The organism is Streptomyces sp. NPDC023838 (genome assembly GCF_040639555.1).
Classification (GTDB): domain Bacteria; phylum Actinomycetota; class Actinomycetes; order Streptomycetales; family Streptomycetaceae; genus Streptomyces.
Window position 1 is genome coordinate 55,004 of sequence record NZ_JBFAAD010000003.1, and the last position, 25,326, is coordinate 80,329.

The window sequence follows — 25,326 nt, forward strand, 5'->3', positions numbered from 1 at the left end:
TCCCGGATGCGGGCTTCGCTGCTGTCCGGGCCCGCCCGCGAGGCCGCGCCCCGCGGCGGAGCCGCGCAATGGACACAGCAAATCCCGTCAGGACCGCAGTGAAGCCGAAGCCCGCATCCTTCCCGGATGCGGGCTTCGCTGCTGTCCGGGCCCGCCCGCGAGGCCGCGCCCCGCGGCGGAGCCGCGCAATGGACACAGCAAATCCCGTCAGGACCGCAAGTGAAGCCGAAGCCCGCATCCTTCCCGGATGCGGGCTCCGCCGCTGTCCGGGGCCGCCCGGGGCGACCGCAGGAGCACGTGGGCCCGGATCCGCTTGGATCCGGGCCCACTTGGCTTTCCCGGCCGTCTTGACGGGGCCAACCGCCGCCGGTACCCAGGGAGAAGGCAGCGGGCCCCACCCGGGAGGTGGCGCATGAAGGCGTCGTCCGCGAGGCACGAGACGCGGGCGCTCCTGCGCGCCCATCTGTCGGCCGCGAGCGGCTACCGGCATCTCACCCGGCACTGCCCCATCTGTTCGCGCCTCCTGCGGCTCGCCATGGATCCCTCCGAGCCCGACCTCCTCGCCGGGCTGCCCGAGGACGAAAGTCCCGCCGAGCGGTGACCCATGGCGGGTTGGCCGCTCCCGTGGCGGTGGCAGGCTCTGTCCGGAGGGCGGTCGCGGCGGTGTGACGGGAGTCACCGAATCAGTTTTGGGAACCGGGGAACTTACACCGTGCCTACAACCCCCCAATTTAATATGTGCAATTGCACCACCTCTCCAGGGCCACCCGGGAGACTCCCGACATCCCCCGCAGACCCCCCGCGAACGACCCGGACCGGGGCATAAACCGGGGCCCGGGCCGGCCCGGAACGGGTCTGGGCCGGGGCATAAAAAAGATCGCGCTGGACCCGGCGGAGTCCAGCGCGATCGATGACGGTGAGCCCGTTGGGGCAGGCCTGGCGTCAGTGGAGCTAGGGGGTGGGCGACCGGGGTGGGGGCCCCGGAATGCCCGTTATCGGGGTGTTGTTCAGGCCTCGCTACGCTGCTGCGGAATACCCGCAAGCAGCGCACGGACCTCTGCTTCGCGGTACCGGCGGTGTCCACCCAGCGTGCGGATGGACGTGAGCTTGCCCGCCTTCGCCCAGCGGGTGACCGTCTTCGGGTCCACGCGGAACATCGTGGCAACCTCAGCCGGGGTCAGCAGCGGCTCGGCATCAGGGGTGCGAGCGGTCATGAGCGGCCTCCTCGGGAGAACCGAACCTTCTCGGTTCTTTCCTCTAAATTCTGCACCTTGACCCGCGTTGCCCGAAATGGCGGACGCGAGCCGAGTCGGTTATAGGACGAACGGCTTGTCCTCGGCACTACAACTACACCATCCGTCCAGCCGCGTCGGCCAAACCGATGGAATTGCCCTCCCAGGTGTTCATCAGCGACGGAAGCCGATGGACCATGCCATAGCGGACAGTCACGCCACAGTGACGATCAGTCACAGAGCGATCAGGAGTCATCAGACCCCCCATGGCAGGCAATACCAAGCAATCCGCCCTTAGTTGGACGGAAGGAGCCCTCGCCGGACTCCTTGTCCTATTTTGGCACGAGGGTGGGGGATCGACGCAAGAGCCCAGTAAGTGCGGTCCGTCACGCTTGGGGGAAAGGCCCGGATCAGGACCTACGTCCCGACCACAGGGCCGAAGAGTCACTCAGCCGTACGAAAACACTCACCCGAACGGGGCAGCGCGCGGCCCGTACCGAAGCTCCCTCAGTCCGACGGTCCCTCAGTTCGCCATCCGGCGCTCCCTGACGACCCGCCAGCGCTCCGTGAAGCGCTCGTACGCCCTGGCCGCCCCCGCGCCGTCCCCGGCCCGCAGCGCGGCGATCCCCTCGGCCACGTCGGCCGCCGAGCGGTCCTCCTCCAGGCGCTCCCGCGACAGGGCGTGCACCAGGCCGCCGTAGTCCAGCTCCACCAGGGAGCGCGGATGGAACTCCTCCAGCCAGCGCCCCACCTCGACCAGCCCCTCCGTCAGGGGTCCCTCGTCGATGTGGTCGCGCAGCGTCCGAAGCGCCCGCGCGAGGCGGCGGCGGGCCTGGACCATCGGGGTGCGGTAGCGCAGCACGGGCGCCGCGCCGCTCTCCGCCGGGACATACTCCCTCTCTTCGTCCGAAAAGACTGTGAACCAGCTCACAGGGACGTGCCAGACCGCGGTGAGGATCCACGGCCGGGCGTCCGGGTTCTCCTCCCGCCACCGCTCGTAGTCCGCCGCGGCCTGCCGGCGCACCACCGGCGGCAGCAGCGCGTCGAGCACCGCCGCCGGGAACTGGTCCGCCAGCACCTCCAGGGCCTGCCAGCCGCGCAGCCGGGTCCGCCACGGGCAGACGCACACCACGCCGTCGACCTCGGCCACGAACGCGTCCGCGCTCTCGTGGACCGGCACCGCGACCGGCGGCGTCGGCACCAAATCCGCCAGGGCTCGCCGGAGTTCGTCCTGGGCACCTGGGGTACGCCCGCTCTCGGCGTACCGCACCCAGTGGGCGCGCTCCGGTTCGGGGAAGGCCGCCAGCGGCTCGTACACCCGCAGATAGGACGCGTACGGGACGATCACCGAGGACACCACCGCCATGCGTCGAATCGTCCCACGCGCACGCACGACGGGAGGGTGATCCTCGGCACTGCGCCTGATCTACGCACGCGTAGGACTTACTCTGCTCCCAGCGCGGCCCCGGGCGGGCCGCGACACGGCCCGCCCCACCCTCAGGCGGGCCGATAACCGCCGCTTCGTACTTGGGAGTCACCACCGTGACCGATGTGACCGGCGACGCTGTCAGCTCAGCAGACGTTCTGCACACCCTGTTCCGTTCGGACCAGGGCGGCCATGAACAGGTCGTGCTGTGCCAGGACCGCGCCTCGGGCCTCAAAGCCGTCATCGCCATCCACTCCACCGCCCTGGGCCCCGCCCTCGGCGGTACGCGCTTCTACCCCTACGCGACCGAGGCGGAGGCCGTCGCCGACGCGCTCAACCTCTCCCGCGGCATGTCCTACAAGAACGCCATGGCCGGGCTCGACCACGGCGGCGGCAAGGCCGTGATCATCGGTGACCCGGAGACGGTCAAGACCGACGAGCTGCTCCTGGCCTACGGGCGCATGGTGGCCTCGCTCGGCGGCCGTTACGTGACGGCGTGCGACGTCGGCACGTATGTGGCGGACATGGACGTCGTGGCGCGCGAGTGCCGGTGGACGACCGGCCGCTCCCCCGAGAACGGCGGCGCCGGCGACTCCTCCGTACTCACCGCCTTCGGCGTCTTCCAGGGCATGCGGGCCAGCGCCCAGCACCTGTGGGGCGACCCGACGCTGCGCGGCCGCAAGGTCGGCGTCGCGGGCGTCGGCAAGGTGGGCCACTACCTGGTGGAGCACCTGGTGGCGGACGGCGCCGAGGTCGTGATCACCGATGTGCGCGAGGAAGCGGTCCGCCGCATCCTCGACAAGCACCCGGGCAGCGTCACCGCCGTCGCCGACACCGACGCGCTGATCCGGGTGGAGGGGCTGGACATCTACGCCCCGTGCGCCCTGGGTGGCGCGCTCAACGACGAGTCGGTCCCGGTCCTCACCGCGAAGATCGTGTGCGGCGCGGCCAACAACCAGCTGGCCCACCCGGGCGTCGAGAAGGACCTCGCGGACCGCGCGATCCTCTACGCGCCCGACTACGTGGTCAACGCGGGCGGTGTGATCCAGGTGGCCGACGAGCTGCACGGCTTCGACTTCGACCGCTGCAAGGCGAAGGCCTCGAAGATCTTCGACACCACGCTGACCATATTCGCACGTGCGAAGGAAGACGGCATTCCGCCGGCCGCCGCGGCCGACCGGATCGCCGAGCAGCGCATCGCCGAGGCGCGCAAGCGCTAGACGCCTTTGGCACCCGATCCGCCGACCGGCGAGAGAAGACTCACGCCGGTCGGCGGGTCGGACGCCAAGAAGAGGTTAAAATCGCGGTTGACCAGCGAGGAAGGGGCTCCTTGCGGGTTCTGCGAAGTGGCACGTCATGCGGGCGGCGTACCGTATGGCCGCGGAAGCAGGTACCGTTGAAGCCCTACGGACACGGTCTCTCCACGGAGAGCCCGTTCCGACTCATGAACGCGTGTCAAGACTCTGGGGCCGTTGAGCCCCGTCACCGAGGGGGTCGAGCCATGGGGCGCGGCCGGGCAAAGGCCAAGCAGACCAAGGTCGCCCGCCAGCTGAAGTACAGCAGCGGCGGGACTGACCTGTCGCGTCTGGCCAACGAGCTGGGCGCATCGACTTCGCAGCCGATCTCGAATCAGCCGCCGAATGGCGAGCCGTTCGAGGACGACGACGAGGAAGACGACCCGTACGCCCGCTATGCGGAGTTGTACAACGAGGACGACGACGAGGACGAGGAGTCCGGTCCGTCGTCGCAGCGTCGCGGTGCTTGACGCGCGGTCGTCTTCATAAGCCTTCGGGTTTCGCAGCAATCGTTTTCGCTGCTCACAGCAGTACCGACCCGGTCCGGGGCCCAGGCCCCGGACCGGGTTCTGTGCTGTCCGCGGTCCCTACTTGGCGTAGTCGCCGGTGAGCTCGGCGCCCGTCGCGTGAGCGCCGCGCTCGGTGATCCGGCCCGCGACCCAGGCGTCCACGCCCCGGTCCGCGAGGGTCGTCAGCGCCACGTCCACCGAGCCCTCGGGGACGATCGCGATCATGCCGACGCCCATGTTCAGCGTCTTCTCCAGCTCCAGCCGCTCGACCTGACCGGCCTTGCCCACCAGGTCGAAGACCGCGCCCGGCGCCCAGGTCGAACGGTCGACCGTGGCGTGCAGGTGGTCCGGGATGACCCGGGCCAGGTTGTTGGCGAGACCGCCGCCGGTGACATGGCTGAAACCGTGCACCTCGGTGGTACGGGTGAGGGCCAGGCAGTCCAGCGAGTAGATCTTGGTCGGCTCCAGGAGCTCCTCGCCCAGGGTCCGCCCGAACTCCTCGACCTGCTGCTCCAGCGACATCTTCGCCCGGTCGAAGAGCACGTGCCGGACGAGTGAGTACCCGTTCGAGTGAAGTCCGGAGGACGCCATGGCGATGACGACGTCACCCGTGCGGATGCGATCCGCGCCGAGCAGCTGGTCGTACTCGACCACACCGGTGCCGGCGCCGGCCACGTCGAAGTCGTCCGGGCCCAGCAGGCCCGGGTGCTCGGCCGTCTCGCCGCCGACCAGCGCGCAGCCCGCCAGGACACAGCCCTCGGCGATGCCCTTGACGATGGCGGCGACCCGCTCGGGGTGCACCTTGCCGACGCAGATGTAGTCGGTCATGAACAGCGGCTCGGCACCGCACACGACGAGGTCGTCGACGACCATGCCGACGAGGTCGTGGCCGATCGTGTCGTACACGCCCATGCGACGGGCGAGGTCGACCTTCGTGCCGACGCCGTCGGTCGCGGAGGCGAGCAGCGGGCGCTCGTAGCGCTTGAGGGCGGAGGCGTCGAAGAGTCCGGCGAAACCGCCGAGGCCACCGAGCACCTCGGGGCGCTTGGTCTTCTTCACCCACTCCTTCATCAGCTCGACGGCGCGGTCGCCCGCCTCGATGTCGACGCCCGCGGCTGCGTAGCTGGCACCAGTGGTCTCAGACATGACAGTGAGAACTTTCGTGTCGTACTGCAGGGTTCGTGCGGGCGCCTACGGGCGGCGCAGCGCGTCGGCCGCGGCCGTAGCGGCGGGACCGGCCGCGAGCTCGGTCTCCAGGAGCTGCTTGCCGAGCAGCTCGGGGTCCGGGAGCTCCATCGGGTAGACCCCGTCGAAGCAGGCGCGGCAGAGGTTGTCCTTGGGGATGGTGGTCGCCTCGATCATCGCGTCCGTCGAGATGTACGAGAGCGAGTCGGCGCCCAGCGAGGTGCCGATCTCCTCGATCGTCATGCCGTTGGCGATCAGCTCGGCGCGGGTCGCGAAGTCGATGCCGAAGAAGCACGGCCACTTGACCGGCGGGGACGAGATCCGGATGTGGACCTCGGCGGCCCCGGCCTCGCGGAGCATCTTCACGAGCGCGCGCTGGGTGTTGCCGCGGACGATCGAGTCGTCCACGACCACCAGGCGCTTGCCCCGGATGACTTCCTTGAGCGGGTTCAGCTTGAGGCGGATGCCGAGCTGGCGGATGGTCTGCGAGGGCTGGATGAAGGTCCGCCCGACGTAGGCGTTCTTGACCAGGCCCGAGCCGTACGGAATGCCGCTGGCCTCCGCGTAGCCGATGGCGGCGGGGGTGCCGGACTCGGGAGTGGCTATCACCAGGTCGGCCTCGACAGGCGCTTCCTTGGCGAGTTTCCGCCCCATCTCGACGCGCGAGAGGTAGACGTTGCGTCCGGCGATGTCGGTGTCCGGGCGCGCCAGGTACACGTACTCGAAGACACAGCCCTTGGGCTTCGCTTCCGCAAATCGCGAGGTGCGCAGGCCGTTCTCGTCGATGGCGACGAGCTCGCCCGGCTCGATCTCGCGGACGAAGCTGGCGCCGCAGATGTCGAGGGCGGCGGTCTCGGAGGCGACCACCCAGCCGCGCTCCAGACGGCCGATGACCAGCGGGCGGATGCCCTGCGGGTCACGGGCGCAGTACAGCGTCTGCTCGTCCATGAAGACCAGCGAGAACGCGCCCTGCACCTGGGGAAGGACCTTGGCGGCCGCCTCCTCCACGGTGAGCGGCTTGCCGTCGTCGTCGGTCTGCCCCGCGAGCAGGGCGGTGACGAGGTCGGTGTCGTTGGTGGCGGCGACCTGGGTCGCGCGACCGTTCTCCTTGGGCAGGTCGGCGACCATCTCCGCCAGCTGGGCGGTGTTCACCAGGTTGCCGTTGTGGCCGAGCGCGATCGAGCCGTGGGCGGTCGCCCGGAACGTCGGCTGCGCGTTCTCCCACACGGAGGCACCCGTGGTCGAGTAGCGGGCGTGACCGACCGCGATATGACCCTGGAGGGAACCGAGGGATGTCTCGTCGAAGACCTGGGAAACGAGCCCCATGTCCTTGAAGACAAGGATCTGGGAGCCGTTGCTCACCGCGATTCCCGCGGATTCCTGGCCCCGATGCTGGAGGGCGTAAAGCCCGAAGTAAGTGAGCTTGGCGACCTCTTCACCCGGAGCCCAGACGCCGAAGACGCCGCAAGCGTCCTGGGGGCCTTTCTCGCCGGGGAGCAGATCATGATTGAGTCGACCGTCACCACGTGGCACGCCACCGAGTGTAGGCGAGATCGACCACTGGTCCGAATTGGGGATACGGACGAGGTGGGGGCGGTGGGCGGTTTGTGTCATCTGCCGGGGGCTGCGACCGGGGGGTTTTCCGTGTGCGCGGGGGTTGGGGCGGGCCGGGGAATGTGACGGATCCCCCACGCGGTCGTGTGGGCGGCGCGGGTGGGGGTGACGGTGGGTTTCCGTTTGTCTGCGGGCCGTATGTGGCAGGTCGCGCACATGCGGCGGGCGGCGGTTACGACATCAGGGGCAGCAGCACCGCCAGGTCCGCCCGCTCGCCGCTCGCCGTGGTCTTCGCCGTGTCGAGCGCCTCGGCCCACCCCGTACGGCCCGTCGCCAGCCGGAGCCAGGTGAGCGGGTCGGTCTCCACGACGTTGGGCGGGGTGCCCCGGGTGTGTCGGGGGCCCTCGACGCACTGCACCACCGCGTACGGCGGGATCCGCACCTCGACCGAGCCGCCCGGCGCCTTCACGGCGAGCGCGTCGGCGAGGAGGCGGGTGCAGGCGGCGAGCGCCTGGCGGTCGTACGGGACGTCGAGGCCGGGCACGGCCGCGTTGAGGTCGTCGGTGTGGACGCAGAGCTCGACCGTGCGCGTGACCAGGAAGTCGGCGAGCGCCATGGCGCCGAACCGGGTGGGGACGAGGCGGGCGGCGGACGCCTGTGGCAGCGCCGCCTCGACGCGGGCGCCGACGTCCGCGTACAGCGCGTCCAGGTCCTGCCGACCGGCGGCGGCGGCGAACTCACTCGTCCCGTCCGCGATCTCCCCCGCCCGGGACGCCGTCGCGAACGGCCACTCCAGCAGGGCGACCTCGGGCGCCGCGGGCTCGGGCGCGGCCAGGTAGCGGGGGACGGTCTCCACGGCCAGGGCGATGTGGACGACGAGCTCGCGCACCGTCCAGTCGCCGAGCCGCGTCGGCAGCTCCAGCTGCTCGGGAGCGAGGGTGCGGACGGCTTCCCGTACGTGCGCGTACTGGGCGAGCACGGCGGCGCGCGTCTTCGCCGGGTCGTAGCTGCGCGTGCGCTTCTTGGCCGGTGGCATGGGGCGAGCCTACGACGTACGTCCACGCCGTCCGCTACGCCTTCGTCGCGTAGTCGCCCAGGCCGTGTTCGACCAGGTCAAAGGCGCGTACGGCCAGCTGAGCGGCGTCCCGCGCGATCTCCTCGGCGGGGTCGCCCCGCAGCAGCCGGCGGTGGTTCTCCCTGACCAGCGTGGCGCGCGTACCCATCACCTGGGCCGCCGCGACCTGGGCCATCACCAGGTCGCCGGTCTCCTCGGCCAGTACCTCGGCCACCAGCTCGGAGCTGTGGACGAGGGCGGCGTGGGCGCGGGTGAGCAGGACCGGGGTCTCCATGATCAGCCGGGTCAGCTGGACCACCAGGGGTTCGTCGTCGAGGCCGATGGAGGGGTCGCGCTCCTCGACGGCCCGCAGGTAGTGGCGGCGTACGGCGGCGACGGCGGACTCGCCGGGGGGCCGCTCCCGTACGACTTCGGCGACATCGAAGATGTGCTCCTCGACTGGCCGCAGCACCAAGTCCTCTTTGGTGGCGAAGTGGTTGAAGACGGTCATCTTCGAGACCTCGGCCGCCTCGGCGATCTCGGCGACGGAGACCTTGTCGAAGCCGCGCTCGCCGAAGAGCTCCATCGCGACGGCCATCAGCCGCCGCCGGGTCTGGAACTTCTTGCGCTCACGCAGCCCCATACCGGCCAGTGCCACCTCGTTCGCCATGGCTCCACTGTAGCAGCGGGTGTACCGGGATGAATTTTGATCCGAGATGAAAAGTTGACTCGGTACAGGATGTGGGTCCATGGTGGTGGCCAAGAGCCGCGTACGACGTGCCGCGAGCGACGAACTACGACGAGTTACGGGGAATTCGCCATGCCCAAGACCTTGAGCACAGCCATGCCGGAAACGGCGACACCGGCCGGAGGAGCGGACGAGAGGGGCGCGATGTCGGCCCTCCACCGCCGGATCGGCTTCGCCGTCTGCCTGGTCACGATCCTGCTCGCCGTGATCGACGTGAACATCGTGTCGGCGGCGACGGTCCCGATCGTCCAGGACCTCGACCCGGCCCACGGAGTCGACAAGATCCCCTGGCTGATCAGCGCGTTCGCCCTCGCCTCGGCGGCCGTGCTGCCGCTGTACGGGAAGCTCTGCGACACGATCGGCGCGAAGAAGGTCTTCGTCGGCGCGGTCGCCACGTTCCTGGTCGGCTCGGCGCTGTGCGGGGCGGCGCAGTCCATGGGCCAGCTGATCGCGGCGCGCGCGGTGCAGGGCGTCGGCGGAGGCGGCCTGATGAGCGTGACGATGGTGGTGCTGGCGCAGCTCATGGGGCCCGGGGACGGTACGGGCCGGAGCAAGGGCGGCAGCATCGGCGGCCTCGTGGCCGGTGCCGGGATGGCGCTCGGCCCCTGGCTCGGCGGCACACTCGCGGACCGCGCGAGCTGGCGCTGGATCTTCTACGTGAACCTGCCGGTCGGGATCGCCGTGCTCGCCGCGGCCGTGGTCGTCCTGCGGCTGCCGGTCGCTCCCGTACGCCACCGGATCGACTACCTGGGCGCGGCGCTCGCGGCGGCCTTCTCGGTCTCGCTGCTCCTGGTGACGGAGTGGGGCGGCAAGGACTACGCCTGGTCGTCGCCGGTGATCCTCGGGCTGGCGGGCGGCGGCGCGGTGGCGCTCGCGCTGTTCCTGCGCCGGCAGACGACCGCGGCCGAGCCGATCCTGCCGCTGTCGATGTTCAAGGTCCCGGCGGTCCGGCTCGGCTTCGCCATCCAGGGGCTGGTCGGGGCGGCGATGATGGGCGCGCTGGTGTACGTGATGATCTACCTCCAGGTCGTCCGGGGCATCGAGGCCACGTCGGCGGGCCTGTTCCTCGTCCCGATGGCGGTCGGGATGACGGCGGTCGGCCTGGCCTCGGAGCGGCTGGCTCGGCGGGGCTGGTCGCAGAAGACGTTCGTGCTGGCGGGAACGGTGGCGGCGGCGCTGGCGCTCGGCCTGCTCGCCACGACGTCCGTCACGACGAGCCTGTGGCTGATCCGGGCCGAACTCCTCCTGATGGGCGCGGGCTTCGGCCTCCTGGTCGGCCAGCTCGTCCAGCTGGTCCAGGCGGCGGCCCCGCGCCACCAGCTCGGCGTGGCGACGACGGGCGCACGCTTCTTCCAGACGCTGGGGAACGCGGTGGGGGCGGGGGTGTTCGGGACGGTGCTGAGCCGGGTGTACGAGTCGTCCGGGCCCGGGGGGTCGACGAGCGCGCTGGGGGCGCTGCGGGGGGCCGCGCACCGGGACGGGGTCCATGCGCTGACGTCCGGGATGGATGTGGTGTTCGTGGTGGCGGCGGGAGTGATGGCGGGGGCGGCGGTGCTGGCGACGCGCCTGCCGGGGGGTGCGCCGCGGGATTGAACCCGGGGCTCGTTCCCGGGGGCTACGCCCCCGGACCCCGTTCCGGGGCTGCGCCCCGAGCCCCTTTGTTCGCCTGCGGGCCGGTGGGGGCTGGTCGCGCAGTTCCCCGCGCCCCTAAAAGACCCGCCGTCGGTCGAGTGCAGGCCGGAGGGGGCCGGGGGCGTTGCCCCCGGGGAAAGACCCCGCCCCTTCCCGCTGTGACATCTGCGGGAAGGGGCGGGGAGGGGCTCACGCCAGAAGGGACGGAATCGTCGCCTCGTGCGTGGCCCGCAGCTCACCCAGCGGCACGCTGAACTCGCCCTGGACCTCGACCGACTCCCCGTCGACCACACCGATCCGCGCCGCCGGCAGCCCCCGCGCCCCACACATGTCCGTGAAGCGGAGCTCCTCGCTGCGCGGGACGGCGACGACCGCCCGCCCGGCCGACTCGCTGAACAGGAACGTGAAGGCCGACAGCCCGTCGGGGACGACGAGGCGCGCGCCGTGCCCGCCGCGCAGGCAGGACTCCACGACCGCCTGCACCAGGCCACCGTCCGACAGGTCGTGCGCCGCGTCGATCATGCCGTCGCGCGACGCCGAGATCAGGATCTCGGCGAGCAGCCGCTCCCGGTCCAGATCCACCCGCGGCGGCAGACCGCCGAGGTGGTCGTGGATCACCTGGGACCACGCCGACCCGCCGAACTCCTCGCGCGTGTCGCCCAGGAGGTACAGCAGCTGCCCCTCCTCCGCGAACGCGATCGGCGTACGCCGCGTGACGTCGTCGATCACACCCAGGACCGCGACCACCGGCGTCGGGTGGATCGCCGTGTCACCGGTCTGGTTGTAGAGCGAGACGTTGCCGCCGGTCACCGGCGTGCCCAGCTGGAGGCAGCCGTCCGCCAGGCCGCGCGTGGCCTCCGCGAACTGCCACATCACGTCCGGGTCCTCGGGGGAGCCGAAGTTCAGGCAGTCGGAGATCGCCAGCGGCTTCGCGCCGGAGGCCGCCACGTTGCGGTACGCCTCCGCCAGCGCCAGCTGCGCACCCGCGTACGGGTCGAGCTTCGCGTACCGGCCGTTGCCGTCCGTCGCCATCGCGACGCCGAGGTTCGACTCCTCGTCGATGCGGACCATGCCCGCGTCCTCGGGCTGCGCCAGGACCGTGTTGCCCTGCACGAACCGGTCGTACTGGTCCGTGATCCAGGACTTGGAGGCCTGGTTGGGGGAGCCGACCAGCTTCAGGACCTGCGCGCGCAGCTCCTCGCCGGACTGCGGCCGCGGCAGCTTGCCCGCGTCGTCGGCCTGGAGCGCGTCCTGCCAGGAGGGACGCGCGTACGGACGCTCGTAGACCGGGCCCTCGTGCGCCACGGTCCGCGGCGGTACGTCCACGATCTGCTCACCGTGCCAGAAGATCTCAAGCCGCTCGCCGTCCGTCACCTCACCGATGACCGTGGCGATGACGTCCCACTTCTCGCAGATCTCCATGAACCGCTCGACGTACTGCGGCTCGACGACCGCGCACATCCGCTCCTGCGACTCGCTCATGAGGATTTCCTCGGGAGACAGAGTCGCGTCGCGCAGCGGGACCGTTTCCAGGTCGACGCGCATGCCGCCCGAACCCGCCGAAGCGAGCTCCGAGGTGGCGCAGGACAGGCCCGCGCCGCCCAGGTCCTGGATGCCCGCGACCAGCTTCTCCTTGAAGATCTCCAGGGTGCACTCGATGAGGAGCTTCTCCTGGAAGGGGTCGCCCACCTGGACCGCGGGGCGCTTGGCCGGGCCGGTCGACTCGAAGGTCTCCGAGGCCAGGACCGACACACCGCCGATGCCGTCGCCGCCCGTGCGGGCGCCGTAAAGGATCACCTTGTTGCCGGGGCCGGACGCCTTCGCGAGGTGGATGTCCTCGTGCTTCATCACGCCGATGCACCCGGCGTTGACCAGCGGGTTGCCCTGGTAGCACTCGTCGAAGACGACCTCGCCGCCGATGTTCGGCAGGCCGAGGCAGTTGCCGTAGCCGCCGATGCCCGCGACCACGCCCGGCAGGACGCGCTTGGTGTCGGGGTGCTCGGCCGCGCCGAAGCGCAGCGGGTCGACGACCGCGACCGGGCGGGCGCCCATCGCCAGGATGTCGCGGACGATGCCGCCGACACCGGTGGCCGCGCCCTGGTAGGGCTCGATGTAGGAGGGGTGGTTGTGCGACTCCACCTTGAAGGTGACCGCGTAGCCCTGGCCGACGTCGACGACGCCCGCGTTCTCGCCGATGCCGACGAGCATGGCGTCGTTCTCGGGCACCTTCTCGCCGAACTGGCGCAGGTGGACCTTGCTGCTCTTGTACGAGCAGTGCTCCGACCACATCACGGAGTACATGGCGAGCTCGGCGCCGGTGGGGCGGCGGCCCAGGATCTCGCGGATCCGGGCGTACTCGTCCTCCTTGAGGCCGAGCTCCTTCCAGGGCTGCTCGACGTCGGGCGTCCCGGTGGCGTGCTTGACGGTGTCGAGGCTCATCAGGCGTTGACCAGCTTCTTGAGGATCGAGGTGAAGAAACCGAGGCCGTCGGTGCCGCCGGTGCCGACCAGCGGCTCCACGGCGTGCTCGGGGTGCGGCATCAGGCCGACGACGTTCCCGGCGGCGTTGGTGATGCCGGCGATGTCGCGCAGCGAGCCGTTGGGGTTCATGTCGAGGTAGCGGAAGGCGACGCGGCCCTCGGCCTCCAGCTCGTCGAGCACGCGCTCGTCGGCCACGTACCGGCCGTCCATGTTCTTGAGCGGGACGCTGATCTCCTGCCCGGCGGTGTAGTCCGCCGTCCAGGCGGTCTCCGCGTTCTCCACCCGCAGCTTCTGCTCGCGGCAGATGAAGTGCAGGTGGTTGTTGCGGAGCATGGCGCCCGGCAGCAGGTGCGACTCGGTCAGGACCTGGAAGCCGTTGCAGATGCCGAGGATCGGCATCCCCGCCTTCGCCTGGTCGATGACCGTCTCCATCACCGGCGAGAAGCGGGAGATGGCTCCGGCCCGCAGATAGTCGCCGTAGGAGAAGCCGCCGGCCAGGACGACCGCGTCGACCTGCTTGAGGTCCTTGTCGCGGTGCCACAGCGACACCGGCTCGGCACCCGCGATCCGCACGGCCCGCAGGCTGTCGCGGTCGTCGAGCGTCCCGGGGAAGGTGACGACACCGATGCGAGCAGTCACTTGGACTCCTCGACCTTCACGGTGAAGTCCTCGATGACGGTGTTGGCGAGGAACGTTTCAGCCATCTCGTGGATGCGGGCGAGGGCGGCCTCGTCGAGGGGCCCCTCCACATCGAGCTCGAAACGCTTCCCCTGGCGGACGTCCGCGATCCCCTCGAAGCCGAGACGGGGCAGTGCGCGCTGCACCGCCTGTCCCTGCGGGTCGAGGATCTCCGGCTTGAGCATGACGTCGACTACGACGCGTGCCACTGGCACTCCCGTGGTGGTGTGGTGCGAAGGCGGTTCCCTCAGAGTACCCGGCCGGAAAATCTACGCGAGTAGATATCGGAGGTGTCCGATCACGTTCCGGTTTCGGCCGTGACAACACGTGGGAAAAATCCCGGGAAAAACGGTCCACGCACATTGCGATCGGACACGCTGATGCAATTGGCTGGGCTTCACAATGCAATGCCTGCCCCTGTACAAAGGTTTCTCGGGCGAAACCCGAGAGAAACAGCATTGCTCCAAAACTGCCGGAAGGCCGGGATCGCCGCACGTCAGACACGTGGGAACGGCGGACCGTAGGAAGGAACCGATATCCGTGGCTCAGCGCGTAGTGGTCACGCTCTCCGACGACCTGGACGGCGGAGAAGCGGCGGAAACGGTCACGTTCGGCCTGGACGGGAAGGCCTACGAGATCGATCTCAATCCCGCCAATGCAAAGAAACTGCGCAAGGCACTCGCCCCGTACGTGGAGGCGGGCCGCAAGCAGTCGAAGTCCGGGAAGACGTTCCGGCACACGTCCGTCGCCCCCGACCCGGCGGCGGTCCGCGCCTGGGCCCGGTCGAACAAGATGGAGGTGCCCGCCCGCGGCCGCATCCCCAAGAAGGTCTACGAGGCGTTCGGCGCGGCGGGCTGAGGGCATACGAGGAGGAGCGGCGCCGGGGCTCCGGACTGGCGGCCCCGGCAGCCGAGTTGCATCGCACCCCGGGTGATCGGCTAGAGTCTGGAGCACGCCGAGGGGCGAGGCCGCAGGGCCGAGTCCCCAGCAGCGTGCGGGTGTAGTTCAGTAGCAGAACATCCCCCTTCCAGGGGGAAGGCGCAGTGTGCAATTCCTGTCACCCGCTCTGCATCGCTTACCGACCACTCTTGTGGATCAGGTAGAGTGGTGTTCGCACCGCCCGGTGAAAGCCGGTCGGCAGCATGCGGACGTGGCTCAGTTGGTAGAGCATCACCTTGCCAAGGTGAGGGTCGCGAGTTCGAATCTCGTCGTCCGCTCAGTGAGAGAAGCCCCCGGCCTTCAGGTCGGGGGCTTCTTCGTGTCCCGATGCCTCCGGGTTCCCGGGTTCCCGCGCCCCCGACTGACATTTGTCATGCCGAGCCATGACACCGCGCACTGCCCCGGGCCCCGTTCCCCCGGAACGCTGGACGCATGCCAGATGTGATCGAGGTCGAGGAGCTGCGGCGCACATACGCCGGGGGCTTCGAGGCCGTTCGTGGAATCTCCTTCTCCGTGGCGCGCGGCGAGCTCTTCGCGCTGCTCGGCACCAACGGCGCGGGCAAGACGTCCACCGTCGAGCTGCTCGAAGGCCTCACCCCGCCGAGCGCCGGATCCGTGCGGGTGCTCGGCCACGACCCGTACACCGAACGCGCCGCCGTGCGCCCCCGCACCGGGGTGATGCTCCAGGAAGGCGGCTTCCCCTCCGAGCTGACGGTGGCCGAAACCGTACGGATGTGGGCGGGCTGCACCACCGGGGCGCGTCCCGTCGGCGAGGCGCTGGAGCTGGTCGGGCTGGAGCGGCGGGCCGGCGTACGCGTCAAGCAGCTCTCCGGCGGCGAGAAGCGGCGGCTCGATCTCGCGCTCGCCCTGCTCGCCCGGCCCGAGGTGCTCTTCCTCGACGAGCCGACCACCGGCCTGGACGCCGAGGGCCGCCACACCACCTGGGAGCTGGTCCGCGAACTGCGGGACGCGGGCACCACCGTGCTGCTGACCACCCACTATCTGGAGGAGGCCGAGGCGCTGGCCGAGCGGCTCGCGATCCTCCACGAGGGGCGCATCGCCGCCGCCGGGCGCCTGGACGAGGTGGTCGCCGCCCAGCCCTCGCACCTCTCCTTCGACCTGCCCGACGGCTACCACCTGGGCGACCTCCCACCGCTCGCCCGGCTCGGCGTCACCAGCCACGAGACCGAGGGCCGGACCGTACGGCTGAAGACGACAGCGCTCCAGCACACCGCCACCGAGCTGCTGCTGTGGGCCAGGGGCAGCCGCGTCGAGCTGCGCGCCCTCGACATCCGGTCGGCCTCCCTCGAAGAGGCCTTCCTGCACATCGCCCAGACCGCCCGGGAAGAGGAGCCGACCCGATGAGCGCCACGCTCGTGGAGACACGTGCCGGGACGCCGTCGCCCGGCACCCCCGCCTCCCGGATGAAGGCGCTCGCCCGCGCCGAACTCACCCTGCTCGGCCGCAACAAGGCGGCGATGTTCACCGCGCTGGTGCTGCCCGCGATGCTCACCTTCTCGATGAACTCGGCCGTCGACGGCATGGACCTCAAGGAGAGCGGGCTGACCGTCGGCACGGTCCTGCTGCCCGGCTCGCTCGGCTACGTCCTGCTCTTCGCCGTCTACTCGGCGCTGACCGGCGTCTTCGTCGTACGCCGTGAGGAGCTCGTCCTGAAGCGGCTGCGCACCGGCGAGCTGCGGGACCTGGAGATCCTCGCGGGGGCCTCGCTCCCGGCCGTCACGCTGGCACTGGCGCAGTGCGTGCTGCTCGCGGCCGGCTGCTCGGTGGTCCTGGACGTCGCCGCGCCCCGTGCGGTGTGGCTCGCGGTGGCCGGGCTGCTGCTCGGCACGGCGCTGATGTGCGTGCTCGCGGCGGCGACCGCGGCCTTCACCCGGTCCGCGGAGGGCGCGCAGATCTCGGTGATGCCGATGATGCTCCTGTCGATGGCGGGCTCCGGCATGGTCGTACCGCTGGACGTCATGCCCGACGCGATGGCGTCGGTGTGCGAACTGCTGCCGCTCTCCCCGGTGATCGCCCTGATCAGGGGCGGCTGGACCGGGGCGCTCGACGCGGGCGAGGTGCTCGGCCACGTCGCCACGGCGGTGGCCTGGACGCTGATCGGCGTGTTTGCTGTACGCAAGCGGTTCCGCTGGGAACCGCGGCGCTGACACGGGGGGATGACGGGGTGTTCGGTCCGACAGGCCGGATCAGTGGCTGGCGACGGCGCTGGCAGGCGCGCAGCAGGATCCAGAAGATGGACCTGTACACGCGCAACACGATGAAGGCGATGCTCTGGTTCTTCCTGCTCACCTGGGGCGTGCTGCCGCTGGTCGCGGCCGGGCCACGGGGCGCGCTGGTCAGCGCCCTCGACGTGGCCCTGCTCGTGGTGAACGTGGCGCAGAGCGTGGTGGGCACCCGCCGGATCGGCCCGGCCTACGACGACTACCTCGGCCACGGCGCCTTCCCCCGCCGCCTGCTGGTGACCCCGGCCGTGCTGCTGGGCGTGGGCACCGCGCTGATCTCGGTGCTCACCGCGACGGACGCGCGCGGCGTGTTCCCGCTGCTCATCACCGACCTGCCGATCGCGCTGATGATCCCGTACGCCCTGCTGGTCCAGGTCCGCACCTTCCTGCTGCACTGCCTGGGGTACGCGGCCGTGGTCGTCGCCGTCTTCGCGGCGGCCGGGGTGCGGGGCATGGAGCTGGTGGCGCCACTGCCGACGGTGGTGATCACGGGCGCCCTGATGCTGATCACGGTCCGGCCCGGCGCCTGGGGGCTGCGCAACATGTGGCAGGCCGAGGAGGCCAGGGACGTCCAGGCGCGGCTCGCCGTCGCGGAGGAGCGGCTGCGCTTCGGGCGGGACATGCACGACGTACTGGGCCGCAACCTCGCGGTGATCGCCCTGAAGAGCGAGCTCGCGGTGCAGCTGGCCGAGCGCGGACGGCCCGAGGCGGTGGCCCAGATGATCGAGGTCCAGCGCATCGCGCGGGAGTCACAGCGAGAGGTACGGGAAGTGGTGCGCGGATACCGCGAGGCGGACCTGGGCGTCGAACTCGACGGCGCCCGGGGCGTGTTGGAGGCCGCCGGGATCGACTGCGCGGTCACCGGCACGACGGCCGGGCTCCCGGCCGGGGTGCAGTCGGCGCTCGGCTGGGTGGTGCGCGAGGCCACCACCAATGTGCTGCGGCACGGCAACGCGCGCCGGTGCGCGATCCGGCTGGCGGCCGGGCTCGCGGCCGGCGGCCCGGCCGTGCCCCCGGCCGTGACCCTGGTCGTGGAGAACGACGGCGTCCCCGACCGCACCCCCGCCGCCCCCGGCTCGGGCCTGGCCGGCCTGCGCGAGCGGCTCGCCCCGATGGGCGGCACGCTGGAGGCGGCCCGCACGGGCGAGCGCTTCGTGCTGACGGCGACCGTGCCGCTGCACAACGCGGCGGAAACAGGCGCGGGACCGGGGGCGGAACCGGGGGCGGGACCGGGACTGGGCGCGGGCGCGGGACCGGTCCCGGAGGTGGGTGGGAAGCCGGGCGGAGAACCGGGCGGGAAGCCGGGCGGGAAGCCAAGCGGGGAGCCGGGCGGGGAGCCGGGCTCGGCACCGGTGAAGTCCCTGGGCGAGGAGCTGGCCGTATGACGGCGCCCGAGGAGGGAGCGGCGGCGCCCCTGCGCGTCCTGCTCGCCGACGACGAGCATCTGATCCGGGGCGCGCTCGCCGCGCTGCTCGGCCTCGAAGACGATCTGACCGTGGTCGCGGAGGCCGCGTCCGGGCCCGAGGCGCTGGCGATGGCGCGGGCGCACCGGCCCGACGTGGTCGTCCTGGACCTGGAGATGCCCGGGGCGGACGGTGTGAGTGTCGCCACATCCCTGCGGACCGAACTGCCCGGCTGCCGCACCATGATCGTGACGAGCCACGGGCGCCCCGGCCACCTCAAGCGGGCGCTCGCCGCCGGGGTGCGCGGCTTCGTACCGAAGACCGTGAGCGCGCGGAAGCTCGCCGAGATCATCCGGTCCGTCCACGCGGGAAACCGCTATGTGGACCCGGAGTTGGCGGCCGACGCCATCTCCGCCGGGGACTCGCCGCTGACCGTCCGCGAGGCGGAGGTCCTGGAGCTGGCGGCGGACGGGGCGCCCGTCGCGGAGATCGCGGAGCGCGCCGGACTCTCCCCCGGAACGGTCCGCAACTACCTCTCCTCGGCCGCCTCGAAGCTCGGCGCCGAGAACCGTCATACGGCGGTGCGTCTCGCACGCCGCAGAGGTTGGGTATAGTTGGCTCCGCGCTACGGCGCATGCGGACGTGGCTCAGTTGGTAGAGCATCACCTTGCCAAGGTGAGGGTCGCGAGTTCGAATCTCGTCGTCCGCTCAGTGAAAGAAGCCCCCGGCCTCCTGGCCGGGGGCTTCTTCGTGCGCTCAGCTCCAGCTGGTGCCGGTCAGCTGCTCGTACGCCTCCAGGTACTTGGCCCGGGTGGCCTCCACGACGTCCTGCGGCAGCGGGGGCGGCGGCTGCTCGCCGTTGCGGTCCCAGCCCGAGGCGGCGGAGGTCAGCCAGTCGCGCACGTACTGCTTGTCGTACGACGGCTGCGCGCGGCCGGGCTCCCAGGTCTCGGCGGGCCAGAAGCGCGAGGAGTCGGGCGTGAGGACCTCGTCGGCGAGCACCAGCCGGTCCTCGCCGTCGACGGTCTCGAAGCCGAACTCGAACTTGGTGTCCGCGAGGACGATGCCCCGGTCGCGGGCGATGTCGCGGGCGCGGCCGTAGACGGCGAGGGTCGTCTGGCGCAGCAGCGCGGCGGTCTCCGCGCCGACCTGGCGGGCGACCTCCTCGTAACTGACGTTCTCGTCGTGGTCGCCGACGGCGGCCTTGGTGGCGGGCGTGAAGATCGGCGCGGGCAGCTCGGAGCCGTTGCTGAGCCCCTCGGGCAGGGCGAGCCCGCAGACCGTACGGGACTCGTTGTACTCGACGAGACCGGAGCCGGTGAGGTAGCCGCGCGCCACGCACTCGACCGGAACCATCCGCAGCGACTTGCACACCAGCGTGCGCCCGGCCCAGTCGGCGGGAGCGCCCTCGGGGAGCTCGGTGGAGAGCACGTGGTGGGGGACGAGGTCGGACAGCCGGTCGAACCACCACAGCGAGAGCTGGGTGAGCACCCGGCCCTTGTCGGGGATCTCGGTCGGCAGCACCCAGTCGTACGCGGACATCCGGTCACTGGCGACCATCACCAGGTCGCCGGCCTCGTTCTGGTAGAGGTCGCGGACCTTGCCCGTGTGGAGGTGGGTGAGGCCCGGAACCTGAATCGGCTCGGGCTTTTCTACAAATCCGGACACGGTTCCTCCGCGTAGATTGATCCAGGAGCGCTTCCGATTCTCTCGCATGCGACGAGTACCCGGTGACTGGGGCTCGTCGCATGCGGCGCGGACCGGCCGCGGCCGGCCGCGGCCCTGGTCCCGCTTCCCTGGTCCCGCTTCCCTAGTCCCGCTTGCAGATGCGGTCGAGGAGGTTGGCCGTGGCGCGCTGGACGCGGGGGTCGGTGTGCCCCGGGCGGTCGAGCGCCGGGGACCAGGCGAAGGTGCCGGAGGCGAAGACGAGCGCGCCGGACGGGGCCCGGTAGAGGGACGTCTCCTGGTGCCGCACGGCCCCCTCGCTGTCGCGGTACGGGGAGTGGGCGAGCAGGATGCGGTCCTGGTGCTCGGGGAGCGCGGTGCGCGGGAAGTAACGGTCGGCCTCGCCCGCCACCAGCCCGTCGATCTCGTCCCCCTCGCCCGCGCCGGTGGCCTCCCAGAGCCAGTGCTTGGCGTTCCGCACGACCAGCGGGGACGGCTCGGGCACCCGCCCCGCGTACTGGATCCCCAGCAACTGCTGCTCGGCCCGGGCCACTTCGCGCCACAGCGCCGGCCGTCCGGGCCCGCGCCGCTTGCGGCAGGTCAGCAGCCGGTCGGGGACGCCGGAGGGCGAGGGCGCGAGCTCGACCTGCCAGTAGAGCGTGTTGGCGGAGAGGAACACCAGCGAGGTGCCGTGCTCCCGGGCGAGCTCGACGGTGCGGCGCATGGGGGCCGACCAGTACTCGTCGTGGCCGGGGAAGACCAGCCCCCGGTAGCGGGTCGGGTCGACGCGCCCGGCGTGCAGATCGCGGGTGTCGGCGTACGCGAGGTCGTATCCGTACCGCTCGGCCCAGCGGATGAAGTCGTACGCGTGCCCGACGTGCAGCGGCAGCCCCGCCCCCGCGTAGGGACGGTCGAAGGAGACGGTGATGGCCGCGTCCTCCTCCCCGAGGAGGCGGCCCTCCTCGTCCCACGCGTGGTAGAGCGAGGCGCCGGTGCGGCCGTCCTCCGGGAAGAGGTTGTAGGCCTGCCAGGTGATGTCGGGAAGCAGGAGCAGCAGATCGGCCGGATGGCTGTCGCGCACGGTGAACGGGATGTGCGACCGGTATCCGTCGGCGGTAGTGAGCACGGCCACGTACGCGCCGAGCGAGGCGTGCGACGGGACCTGGTACCGCCACGAGAGCCACCAGTGGTGGCAGGAGACGGTCCGGTTGGCGGTGAGCGGCGGGGGCTGCACGATCCCGGCGAGCCGGGGGCTGGTGGAGACATGGGCGGCGCCGTCCCCGCCGTAGTGCCCGATGCGATAGATGTCGACCGAGAACTGCTGCGGCGGGTCGACGGTGATGTGGAAGTCGATCGCCTCACCGGGCGCGACGGCCCCCGTGGAGGCGAACCCCTTGATCTGCTTCCGTACGTCGTCGGCGGTACGGGGTCCGGTGGCGCCGGGCCGGGCGGGCTCGACGTACCAGGGCACGACGTGGCCGGTGTCGTCGAAGTAGTGCTCCCCGCCGCGCAGCCAGGGCAGCGGCCCCTGCCCGAAGGGATCGGAGACGGCGTGCGCGAGCGCCCCCGACTCCCATCGCCGGATCTGCTCCGCCCCCATACCGCGCCCCTCCTTCACTCCCCCGACGCCGCCGGTCAGCGGTCGGTCTCCAGCACATCACATAACGCACGCACTCCGTCACTGTTCGTCGTGAATTGACGTGATACGGAAGGGTGGACTCCGCTTGGGGGGGCGGGCGCGGCCCGTCTGCGGCCGATCATGCAGTTCCCCGCGGCCCTTTTTTGCCCGGTGTCTACCTGCGGGCCAGTGGGGGGCTGGTCGCTCCCCCAAGTTCTCGGCTTCGCTCGAACAGGGGGACCCCCATCGCGGCGGAGCCGCACATGTCACAGCCCCGCGCCCCTGGATGCGCCCCTTCGGCGCGCCCAGGGGATGCCGCGCAGCGGCATTTTTAGGGGCACGGGAACTGCGCGACCAGCCACAGGCGGCCTGCAGACGAACGCGAGCCGGGGCGCAGGGGCCAAAACCCCGTCAGACCAGCCGCACCGGCTTCTCCGCCCGCACCCCCACCCCCACCAGCCACCGCCGCAGCGGCTCCACGTCCCCCTCCTCCAGCAACGCCAGCACCCGCGAGCCCAGGTCCCCCTTCCGCTCCCCGTCCACCAGCAGCGCGGGCCCGTCCAGCCAGTCGAGGCCCGGGGCCGCCCCGGCGGTGTCGACCGCCGCGCAGCACACCATCGCCGTGACGTGGTCGGCCAGCAGGTCCCGCCCCGTACGCGGCGGCTGGAGCGGGAAGAGCGGGACCGAGTCGCCCCACGCGTCCGCCGAGGGCAGCGGCGGACCGGCCGCCTCCTCGACGGCCACCTCCGCCTCGATCCCGGCGGCCAGCGCCTCCCCGTCCCGCCCGCCCTGCCCGGCGAGGTACTCCAGCACCCGCGCCAGCGTCGGGGCGGCGGGTGCGGCGGGCTCGACGCCCGGCCGGGTCCCCATCCCGTCGAGCACGCGGTGCAGCCGGGCCGCCTCCGCACGCCACTTCCGGTCGACGACTTCCTCCGGATAGTGCTGCCAGTCCACCGGCGACCAGTCGGGCCCGGGCTCGGCCGGACCGCCGTGGAAGAGGCGGGCGGCGAGCAGCGAGGCCGCCTCGTCGGCCACCCCCGGCTCCTCCAGCAGATCGCACGCGGGCCGCTCGCCGAGCCGGGAGGCGAACCCCTCGGCCAGCCGGTCGCGCCGCGACAGCTCGGTCAGCGCCGAGACCACCCCGGCGTCGAGCCGGGACGGCCACCGCCCCATCCGCCAGGCGGGCAGCGCCACCCGGGTGAGCAGCCGGTCCCAGCCCGCATAGGCGAGCCCGACCTGCTCCTGGGCGACGATCCGCAGCCCGTAGTCCACGGTCTGGGCCCGCTCGGAGGCCGCGGCCGCGACGCCCCGTTCCATCTCGGCGGCGTGCGCCCGGCAGCCGCGCAGCAGCAGCCGCGCCACCGGCCCGACGAAGCCGAGCACCAGCCGCGCCCCGCGGCCCGCGCCGGGGCCGCTGGTCACGGCGACCGCCGCGTCCAGCCCCCGTACGAAACGGCGGGCCGAGGCTATGTCGGGGTGCGCGGACGGCCCGGTGCCGGCCACCACGGGCGCCAGGATGGCCCGCAGCTCACCGACCCGCATCCACCACAGGAACGGCGACCCGATGACGAGGACGGGCGCGGCGTCGGTGCGGCGCCGCACGCCCGGTATGCCGCGCGGCCCCTGGCCCAGCCGCCCCCGTACGGAGTGGGCCGGGTGGGTGCGGTCCTCCAGCCAGCTGTCACAGTCCGGCGTGAGCGCTATGGCCGACGGCGCGGGCACGTCGAGCCGGTCGGCCAGGTCCTTCACCAGCCGGTACAGATCCGGGGCCGAGGACTCGGCCAGTTCGACCGTGGGGGAGAGCGCGGGTCTCGCCCGTACGATCACGGCCGTGACCACGGCGGCCGCCAGCAGCACCACGGCCGCCGCGCCCGTCACCGCCCAGCGGGCCGTGTCCCAGCCGCGGCCGTCGATCCGGCCCTGCACGTCAGCGACGAGCAGCACGACGGCCACGGCCGCCGGAAGCAGAGCGAAGGCCAGCGCCCGGCTGCGCACCCGCAGCACCGCCAGCGCCCGCGAGCGCGCCGACCGCGCGCCCGCCTCACCACCCATCCCGGAACCGGACACGGCCGGACGTCACCCCCTCTGCCCTGCGTCGGCTTTGCTCACTCCCCCACTGTGGCACCCCCCACTGACATCGCAATGCCGGTGACCCAAGTGCCGGACCGCTCCCGCCGCACCCTAGTTGCGCCCCCGCCACCCGTCATCCGGATGGCCCACCCGTCACTCGATGGAATGGCTTTGGGGTGGGGTTCCGGGGGCCGATGGGTTGGGGCCGGGCTGTACGGACCACGGGCCCGCAGACGAAAACAAGGCAGACGAAAACAAAGGGGTCCGGGGCACAGCCCCGAAAGGGCCGCGCCCCGGACCAGGGCACATCACGCATCTGGGGCGACGCGTCAGGCCTGCGCCTGGGCCGCCCCCCGGGCAATATCCGTACGGTGCTGGCCGCCGTCCAGCCGGATGCGCCCCACCGCCGTATACGCCCGCTCCCGCGCCTGCGCCAAGTCCGCCCCGGTCGCGGTGACCGAAAGAACCCGTCCGCCCGCGCTGACCACCGCGTCCCCGTCCCGCCGCGTCCCCGCGTGCAGGACGTACGCATGCGGCGCGTCCAGGTCCGCGACCTCGTCCAGGCCCTCGATCGGGTCGCCGGTCCGCGGCGTACCGGGGTAGTTGTGCGACGCCACGACGACCGTGACCGCGGCGTCGTCGCGCCAGGCCAGCGGCGGCTGCGCGTCCAGCGTCCCGTTGGCCGCGTGCAGCAGCACCCCCGCCAGCGGCGTCTTCAGCCGGGCCAGGACGACCTGCGTCTCGGGGTCGCCGAAACGCGCGTTGAACTCGATGACGCGCACGCCGCGCGACGTGATCGCGAGGCCCGCGTACAGCAGCCCGGAGAACGGCGTGCCGCGCCGCCGCAGCTCGTCGACCGTCGGCTGGAGCACGCTCGCCATGACCTCGTCGACGAGCTTGGGGTCGGCCCACGGCAGCGGCGAATACGCGCCCATGCCACCGGTGTTGGGGCCCTCGTCGCCGTCGAGCGCGCGCTTGAAGTCCTGCGCGGGCTGGAGCGGCAGCACGGTCACGCCGTCGGTGATCGCGAAGAGCGAGACCTCAGGGCCGTCGAGGAACTCCTCGATGACGACCCGGTCGCAGGCCAGCGCGTGCGCACGGGCCGCCTCGACGTCGTCCGTCACCACGACGCCCTTGCCCGCCGCGAGACCGTCGTCCTTGACGACGTACGGGGCGCCGAACGCGTCCAGCGCCTCGTCGATCTCGGCCGGGGTGGTGCAGACGTAGGAGCGGGCGGTCGGCACGTTCGCCGCCGCCATCACGTCCTTGGCGAAGGCCTTGGAGCCTTCGAGCGTCGCCGCCTCGCCCGAGGGGCCGAAGCAGGGGATGCCCGCGGCCCGTACGGCGTCGGCGACCCCGGCGACCAGCGGCGCCTCGGGCCCGACGACGACCAGGTCGCTGTGGAGCGCGGCCGCGAGGCGGGCGACCGCCTCGCCGTCCAGCTGGTCCACGGGGTGGAGCTCGGCGACCTCCGCGATCCCGGCGTTGCCGGGGGCGCAGTGCAGCGCCGTCACGTCGGGGTCGAGGGACAGGGAACGGCACAGGGCGTGCTCGCGGGCGCCGCCGCCGATGACAAGGACCTTCACGGCAGCCAG

General features: G+C 71.7%; 22 protein-coding genes and 3 tRNA genes. 12 read left to right on the plus strand and 13 right to left on the minus strand.

Annotation, left to right across the window (positions count from 1 at the left end; translation table 11 throughout):
* The first annotated feature begins 412 nt into the window (after positions 1–412).
* On the plus strand, positions 413–601 hold the full coding sequence (locus tag AB0G17_RS04525) for a DUF6274 family protein (RefSeq protein WP_361375437.1): 189 nt from the start codon (positions 413–415) through the stop codon (positions 599–601).
* A 406-nt stretch (positions 602–1,007) separates the two neighbouring features.
* Here AB0G17_RS04525 and bldC read toward each other — a convergent pair whose 3' ends face one another.
* On the minus strand, positions 1,008–1,214 hold the full coding sequence (gene bldC / locus AB0G17_RS04530) for a developmental transcriptional regulator BldC (RefSeq protein WP_003949541.1): 207 nt from the start codon (positions 1,212–1,214) through the stop codon (positions 1,008–1,010).
* A gap of 541 nt (positions 1,215–1,755) precedes the next feature.
* Entirely contained in the window at positions 1,756–2,598 is an 843-nt protein-coding gene (locus tag AB0G17_RS04535; protein ID WP_361375439.1) for a hypothetical protein, read from the minus strand.
* A 176-nt stretch (positions 2,599–2,774) separates the two neighbouring features.
* Here AB0G17_RS04535 and AB0G17_RS04540 point away from each other — a divergent pair, with 176 nt between their 5' ends.
* Positions 2,775–3,878, plus strand: coding sequence for a Glu/Leu/Phe/Val dehydrogenase dimerization domain-containing protein (locus AB0G17_RS04540; RefSeq protein WP_361375441.1), 1,104 nt, complete (start codon positions 2,775–2,777; stop codon positions 3,876–3,878).
* A 281-nt stretch (positions 3,879–4,159) separates the two neighbouring features.
* On the plus strand, positions 4,160–4,423 hold the full coding sequence (locus tag AB0G17_RS04545; protein ID WP_358836007.1) for a DUF3073 domain-containing protein: 264 nt from the start codon (positions 4,160–4,162) through the stop codon (positions 4,421–4,423).
* Between the two features lie 117 nt (positions 4,424–4,540).
* On the opposite strand, the gene purM is transcribed toward AB0G17_RS04545, so the two are convergent.
* From purM to AB0G17_RS04565, 4 genes are all read right to left on the minus strand, one after another.
* Positions 4,541–5,608 (minus strand): phosphoribosylformylglycinamidine cyclo-ligase, encoded by a 1,068-nt coding sequence (gene purM, locus AB0G17_RS04550; RefSeq protein WP_361375443.1) that lies wholly within the window; start codon positions 5,606–5,608, stop codon positions 4,541–4,543.
* A gap of 45 nt (positions 5,609–5,653) precedes the next feature.
* Entirely contained in the window at positions 5,654–7,180 is a 1,527-nt protein-coding gene (purF, locus tag AB0G17_RS04555; RefSeq protein WP_361375445.1) for an amidophosphoribosyltransferase, read from the minus strand.
* A gap of 253 nt (positions 7,181–7,433) precedes the next feature.
* Positions 7,434–8,237: a sterol carrier family protein gene (locus tag AB0G17_RS04560; RefSeq protein WP_361375447.1), complete on the minus strand. Its 804-nt coding sequence runs from the start codon at positions 8,235–8,237 to the stop codon at positions 7,434–7,436.
* A 34-nt stretch (positions 8,238–8,271) separates the two neighbouring features.
* Positions 8,272–8,925: a helix-turn-helix domain-containing protein gene (locus tag AB0G17_RS04565; protein WP_361375449.1), complete on the minus strand. Its 654-nt coding sequence runs from the start codon at positions 8,923–8,925 to the stop codon at positions 8,272–8,274.
* Between the two features lie 222 nt (positions 8,926–9,147).
* Here AB0G17_RS04565 and AB0G17_RS04570 point away from each other — a divergent pair, with 222 nt between their 5' ends.
* Positions 9,148–10,596 (plus strand): MFS transporter, encoded by a 1,449-nt coding sequence (locus AB0G17_RS04570; protein ID WP_361376260.1) that lies wholly within the window; start codon positions 9,148–9,150, stop codon positions 10,594–10,596.
* Between the two features lie 228 nt (positions 10,597–10,824).
* Here the strand turns inward: AB0G17_RS04570 and purL are convergent, their stop codons facing one another.
* The 3 genes from purL to purS are packed head-to-tail and all read right to left on the minus strand — an operon-like array spanning position 10,825 to position 14,002.
* Positions 10,825–13,074, minus strand: coding sequence for a phosphoribosylformylglycinamidine synthase subunit PurL (gene purL / locus AB0G17_RS04575; RefSeq protein WP_361375451.1), 2,250 nt, complete (start codon positions 13,072–13,074; stop codon positions 10,825–10,827).
* Entirely contained in the window at positions 13,074–13,754 is a 681-nt protein-coding gene (gene purQ, locus AB0G17_RS04580; RefSeq protein WP_361375453.1) for a phosphoribosylformylglycinamidine synthase subunit PurQ, read from the minus strand. The genes purL and purQ overlap by 1 nt, the downstream gene beginning before the upstream one ends.
* Entirely contained in the window at positions 13,751–14,002 is a 252-nt protein-coding gene (purS, locus tag AB0G17_RS04585) for a phosphoribosylformylglycinamidine synthase subunit PurS (RefSeq protein WP_067162360.1), read from the minus strand. The genes purQ and purS overlap by 4 nt, the downstream gene beginning before the upstream one ends.
* A gap of 331 nt (positions 14,003–14,333) precedes the next feature.
* Here purS and AB0G17_RS04590 point away from each other — a divergent pair, with 331 nt between their 5' ends.
* The 8 genes from AB0G17_RS04590 (at position 14,334) to AB0G17_RS04625 (ending at position 19,087) form a co-directional block, all read left to right on the plus strand.
* The gene (locus AB0G17_RS04590) at positions 14,334–14,651 is read left to right on the plus strand and encodes an Lsr2 family protein (RefSeq protein ID WP_361375455.1); all 318 of its coding nucleotides are present in this window, start codon (positions 14,334–14,336) and stop codon (positions 14,649–14,651) included.
* 136 nt (positions 14,652–14,787) lie between these two features.
* Positions 14,788–14,859, plus strand: a tRNA-Gly gene (locus tag AB0G17_RS04595).
* A 78-nt stretch (positions 14,860–14,937) separates the two neighbouring features.
* Positions 14,938–15,010: transfer RNA gene (locus AB0G17_RS04600), tRNA-Gly, on the plus strand.
* A 154-nt stretch (positions 15,011–15,164) separates the two neighbouring features.
* Positions 15,165–16,097, plus strand: coding sequence for an ABC transporter ATP-binding protein (locus AB0G17_RS04605; RefSeq protein WP_361375457.1), 933 nt, complete (start codon positions 15,165–15,167; stop codon positions 16,095–16,097).
* Entirely contained in the window at positions 16,094–16,900 is an 807-nt protein-coding gene (locus AB0G17_RS04610; protein WP_361375459.1) for an ABC transporter permease, read from the plus strand. Before AB0G17_RS04605 ends, AB0G17_RS04610 begins: the two co-directional genes overlap by 4 nt.
* Positions 16,901–16,986: 86 nt before the next feature.
* The gene (locus AB0G17_RS04615) at positions 16,987–18,360 is read left to right on the plus strand and encodes a histidine kinase (protein ID WP_361375461.1); all 1,374 of its coding nucleotides are present in this window, start codon (positions 16,987–16,989) and stop codon (positions 18,358–18,360) included.
* A complete protein-coding gene (locus tag AB0G17_RS04620; protein ID WP_361375463.1) occupies positions 18,357–18,992 on the plus strand; it encodes a response regulator transcription factor in 636 nt (211 codons plus the stop codon). The genes AB0G17_RS04615 and AB0G17_RS04620 overlap by 4 nt, the downstream gene beginning before the upstream one ends.
* Positions 18,993–19,014: 22 nt before the next feature.
* Positions 19,015–19,087 (plus strand) — tRNA-Gly (locus tag AB0G17_RS04625).
* Positions 19,088–19,134: 47 nt separating this feature from the next.
* On the opposite strand, the gene AB0G17_RS04630 is transcribed toward AB0G17_RS04625, so the two are convergent.
* The 4 genes from AB0G17_RS04630 to purD all read right to left on the minus strand — a co-directional run bounded on the left by AB0G17_RS04630 (position 19,135) and on the right by purD (position 25,317).
* A complete protein-coding gene (locus AB0G17_RS04630; protein WP_361375465.1) occupies positions 19,135–20,046 on the minus strand; it encodes a phosphoribosylaminoimidazolesuccinocarboxamide synthase in 912 nt (303 codons plus the stop codon).
* A gap of 142 nt (positions 20,047–20,188) precedes the next feature.
* Entirely contained in the window at positions 20,189–21,643 is a 1,455-nt protein-coding gene (locus tag AB0G17_RS04635) for a N,N-dimethylformamidase beta subunit family domain-containing protein (RefSeq protein ID WP_361375467.1), read from the minus strand.
* A gap of 429 nt (positions 21,644–22,072) precedes the next feature.
* Positions 22,073–23,728 (minus strand): hypothetical protein, encoded by a 1,656-nt coding sequence (locus AB0G17_RS04640; protein WP_361375469.1) that lies wholly within the window; start codon positions 23,726–23,728, stop codon positions 22,073–22,075.
* 332 nt (positions 23,729–24,060) lie between these two features.
* Entirely contained in the window at positions 24,061–25,317 is a 1,257-nt protein-coding gene (gene purD, locus AB0G17_RS04645) for a phosphoribosylamine--glycine ligase (RefSeq protein ID WP_361375471.1), read from the minus strand.
* Positions 25,318–25,326: the final 9 nt, after the last annotated feature.